A 4,168-nucleotide genomic window follows, 5' to 3' on the forward strand; every position below is an offset into this window, starting at 1 on the left:
GCGGAGGGCTGCTCGCGGGCAGCGGATGCGCGCGCGACCGTGCCTTCGGTGCGGGCGAGCCGTGCCGCCGCCCGTCGCTGGCGGCGCTGCTCGGAGGCGCTCAATCGACGCGCCGGTTGCGGGGCAGTGGTGGGCGCTTGCGCGACTTGCGCGGGGGCGGCCACCGACGAAGCGGCAGGGGGGGTCGCGGCTCCGGCGGGCGGATTGGTCGGCGTGATGGCGGCGATGGCCGTGCCGGTCTGCGCTGGAAATTGCCCGAAATGCACCGCCGCCGCCTTTTGCGGCGCGGTCAGATAGGGCATTTTTTGCATATAGGGGGTTATCGCCGCCGCCAGTTGGGCCGGCATGGTCTGCTCCGCGATCGTCTTCGCTTCGGACTGGCGATTGTTCATCGCATAGATGAACGCGCGAAAGCGCCAGGCGGCGCGATCGCTCTTGTAGAGCAAAGGCTCCAGCATCTTTTCGGCCGCGTCGACCTGGCCCGATATGCCCAGGGAGGCGGCGTAACGGCGGCGCAGTTCGGCGTCGTCCGGCGTGCGGGCGAGCGCAGCCTGATAATCGCGTTGCGCCCCTGCCTGGTCGCCGGTCATGTCGCGCGCCAGGCCACGCTCGGCCAGGATGGTCGTGTCGGGATAACCCAGCCGCGCCGCCTGATCGAACAGGCGCAGCGCCTCGGCCGGGTTCTGGAGCTTCAGCATCACGCGGGCCAGCCCCGCCTTGATCCGGCCATTGCCGCTCTCGATCGCGTCGGCGCGGGCGAAGAAGCCGGCCGCGCCATGGGGATCGTCCAGCGCCAGCGCCGCCTCTCCCGCACCGATCAGCGCGGACACATCGCGCGGATTGGACGCGAGCCGGGCGAGATTGCTGTTGAGATCGGCGGCGCCCAGAGGGCGCACCAGATCGGCCTGGTCGGTTTGAGCTTGGGCGGCGTCCGCGACGAGCAGCGCGGCGAGAATCCAGGGAAGAGACTTTATCACATTCCTGCCTTAGCCGATGCCGGCATGAATGGGAAATTGCCGGTCACGAAAAGCGCGCCGGGCCGCACCAGGCGACCGACGGCGCGCGATTGTCGGACACGCCGCGCTTTACTGGTTGCTCTGGCGATTGAGGAAGCGCGGAATATCGACTCCGGGAACCGCTTCGTCCGCAGGCGATCCCGGCGCCTTTTCGCCGCCGCGGGTCAGCCCCGCCATCCGCTCGAACAAGGTGCCGCCGGTGGCGACGCGCGGCGCCGGGGGCGCAGGGGCCGGTTCCGGGGCGGGCTGTTCGGCATTGTCGGCGCCCAACACCAGTTCATCCTCATCCGGATCGACGTCGGAGAAGACGGCCGCTGGCTTGGCGGGTGCGAAAGGAGCGGCCGGCTTTTCGACCGGCGCGGGCGCCGGCGCTTCGGGCACGTCGAGTTCCAGCGTCTCCGGTTTGGCGGGCGGCGCGGTGGCGGGTTCGGGCTGCGGCGCCGGCGCGGCGGCGGGCTTGGCCCCCTGCGGCACGGACACCGCCGGGCGGCTCGCGAAACTGAAGGGCTGGGTCAGCGGCGTCGCCTGGCTGCCGACATCATTGTCGATGCCGGTAGCAACGACCGAAACGCGGATCTTGCCGTTCAGATTGTCGTTGAAGGCGCTGCCCCAGATGATGTTCGCGTCGGGATCGACCAGTTCGCGGATATGGTTGGCGGCTTCGTCCACTTCCATCAGGCGCATGTCGTCGCCGCCGACGATCGAGACGATGACGCCCTTCGCGCCGCGCATCGACACGCCGTCGAGCAGCGGGTTGGCGATCGCCTTTTCCGCCGCCTGGAGCGCGCGGCCGTCGCCTTCGGCTTCGCCGGTGCCCATCATCGCCTTGCCCATTTCGCCCATAACCGACCGCACGTCGGCAAAGTCGAGGTTGATGAGGCCCGGCATGATCATGAGGTCGGTGATGCTGCGCACGCCCTGCTGCAACACCTCGTCCGCCATCTGGAAGGCTTCCTTGAAGGTGGTGTTGGGATTGGCGATCAGGAACAGATTCTGGTTCGGGATGACGATGAGGGTATCGACATGCTGCTGAAGCTCCTCGATCCCTGCCTCGGCCGACTTCATGCGGCGATTGCCCTCGAAGGTGAAGGGCTTGGTCACGACGCCAACGGTCAGGATGCCGCGGTCACGCGCAGCCTTGGCGATGACGGGCGCCGCGCCGGTGCCGGTGCCGCCGCCCATGCCGGCGGTGATGAAGCACATATGCGCGCCTTCCAGCGCCTGCTCGACCGAAGCGATCGTCTCTTCAGCGGCAGCCTTGCCGATTTCGGGACGCGACCCCGCGCCCAGCCCTTCGGTGATTTGCGGGCCAAGCTGGATGCGGCGTTCGGCCGGCGAACTGTTCAGCGCCTGAGCGTCAGTATTGGCGACGATGAAATCGACGCCCTCCACCGAAGCGGCGATCATGTTCGCGATGGCATTGCCACCCGCGCCGCCGACACCGATCACCGCGATACGCGGCTTCAGTTCGTCCACATGGGGCGGGCTGATCTCAATGCTCATATATTCTGCTCCCTCAGCTTCCTCGTCAGGAAGCAACACCGTCATCAAATGTTAACACCAGAAAATAGGGGATTTCACCAGCTATTTTCGTTTTTGACCTAATTCGTTCAATAGTTGGTCTTAATCGCGCGCATCATGCGTTGCCACCAGAGCGGTGCGCCCAGACGATGCACTGTCTGCGGCGCGGGCGCCATCGTGCGGAGATCAACCGGGTTGGAAGCGCCGTAAAGCGCGAGTCCCGCCAATGTCGCGAAAGCCGGGCCACTATGCGCTTCGGGCATGGCGGACAACCCCCTTGGCCGACCGATCCGCACCGCCCGTCCCAATGCGCCCTGGGCATAGTCGGCAATGCCCTTCATTTCCGCGCCGCCGCCGGTCAGCACCACCTGACGCCCGGTGGAGTTGAACCCCATGCCGGCCAGCGCGGCATTAACCTCGGTCATGATCTGGTTCAGCCGTTCGCAAATCACGCCGACCAGCGCCGCGCGGGTGATCTTGCCACCTTCCGCATTGAGGCCGGCGGCCTGACCCGGCACCGCGACATCGCCATGGGGCGGCGCAATCTCGATCATTTCGCGAAAATCACGGGGATTCTGCATCGCCGAACCATAGAAGCATTTGATCCGTTCCGCCTGACTGCGACGAATGCCGAAGGAGGATGCGATGTCGTCGGTAATGTCCGATGCGCCCAGCGGGATGGAATGGAGGCCCACCAGCATCCCGCCGGCATAAAGCGAGACATTGGTGACTCCCGCGCCGATTTCCACCAGCGCGACGCCCAGGTCGCGCTCTTCCTCCGACAGGCAGGCAAGGCCGGTCGCGATCGGCGAGGCGACGATCGAATTGACGTTGAGATAGGCGCCACGCACGCACAGGTCGAGATTGGCGAGCGGGGCGCCGTCGGCCAGCACGACATGAATATCGACGCCCAGCAGGTCGGCGTGCATACCCATCGGCTTTTTCACCGGCACCTTGCCATTGATGGTGAAGCAGGTCGGCTGCGCGTGCAGGATGATGCGGCCATCGGGGTCGATCCCCTGCTGCCCCGTGGTGAGGAGATCGTCAATGTCGGCCTGCTCGACGCGATAACCGCCCATGTCGCGCTCGACCGTGACCACGTCGCTGACCAGGCTACCGCCCGAAAAGCTGACCCACACATCCTCGATATTGGTGCCAGCGACGCGCTCGGCCTGCTCCACCGTTTCGCGCACGGCGAGTTCGGTGCGCTCCATATCGGCGATGAAGCCGCGGCGCACGCCCCGGCTTTCGCGCTGGCCCGTGCCCAATATCGCCAGTTCGCCCGTGTCGGTGCGTCCGGCGATCAGCGCGGACACCTTCCAGGAGCCAATGTCGACCGCCGTGATGAGCTTTTCGACCTTGGGCTGCGCCATGGACCTTAGCCTTCCTCAGCTTTCGCCGGCGCGGCTGCAGCCGCGTCGACGGGCTTTTCCTCCACCTTGCCTTGCGGCAGGCGCAGGACGAAACGATCGGGATCGCGCATGTCGAATTTGACGATGCCCCGGCCGAGCAGCCGGTTGACTCCGTCCATCCGCGCGAAATTCACCAGCGCCGACGCCGATTGCGTATCGCCCTCCGGCAGGGAAAGCGTCTCACCGGACTGAAAGCGCAGATCCCAGCGGCGGTTCCCG

Annotated in this window: 3 protein-coding genes and 1 pseudogene; all 4 read right to left on the reverse strand. The window is 66.4% G+C overall.

Annotated elements, in window-relative coordinates; all coding sequences use genetic code 11:
- A partial coding sequence (locus C100_RS30530; RefSeq protein WP_024018838.1) for a tetratricopeptide repeat protein occupies window positions 1-977 on the reverse strand: 977 nt, incomplete at its 3' end.
- A gap of 108 nt (window positions 978-1,085) precedes the next feature.
- Window positions 1,086-2,519, reverse strand: a complete 1,434-nt coding sequence (gene ftsZ, locus C100_RS30535; protein WP_031308812.1) for a cell division protein FtsZ — start codon at window positions 2,517-2,519, stop codon at window positions 1,086-1,088.
- Window positions 2,520-2,626: 107 nt separating this feature from the next.
- Window positions 2,627-3,910 (reverse strand): cell division protein FtsA, encoded by a 1,284-nt coding sequence (ftsA, locus tag C100_RS30540; protein ID WP_024018840.1) that lies wholly within the window; start codon window positions 3,908-3,910, stop codon window positions 2,627-2,629.
- A 5-nt stretch (window positions 3,911-3,915) separates the two neighbouring features.
- Window positions 3,916-4,168, reverse strand: a pseudogene (locus C100_RS0124145) (cell division protein FtsQ/DivIB); the annotation flags it as partial.

Origin of the sequence: Sphingobium sp. C100 (assembly GCF_000508185.1) — a bacterium.
In the GTDB taxonomy this organism is placed as follows: Bacteria; Pseudomonadota; Alphaproteobacteria; order Sphingomonadales; family Sphingomonadaceae; genus Sphingobium.

Bases quoted from the DNA above. Each gene is read 5' to 3' on its own strand.
- ftsZ (WP_031308812.1), bottom strand. From the start codon at position 2,519: ATGAGCATTGAGATCAGCCCGCCCCATGTGGACGAACTGAAGCCGCGT.
- ftsA (WP_024018840.1), bottom strand. From the start codon at position 3,910: ATGGCGCAGCCCAAGGTCGAAAAGCTCATCACGGCGGTCGACATTGGC.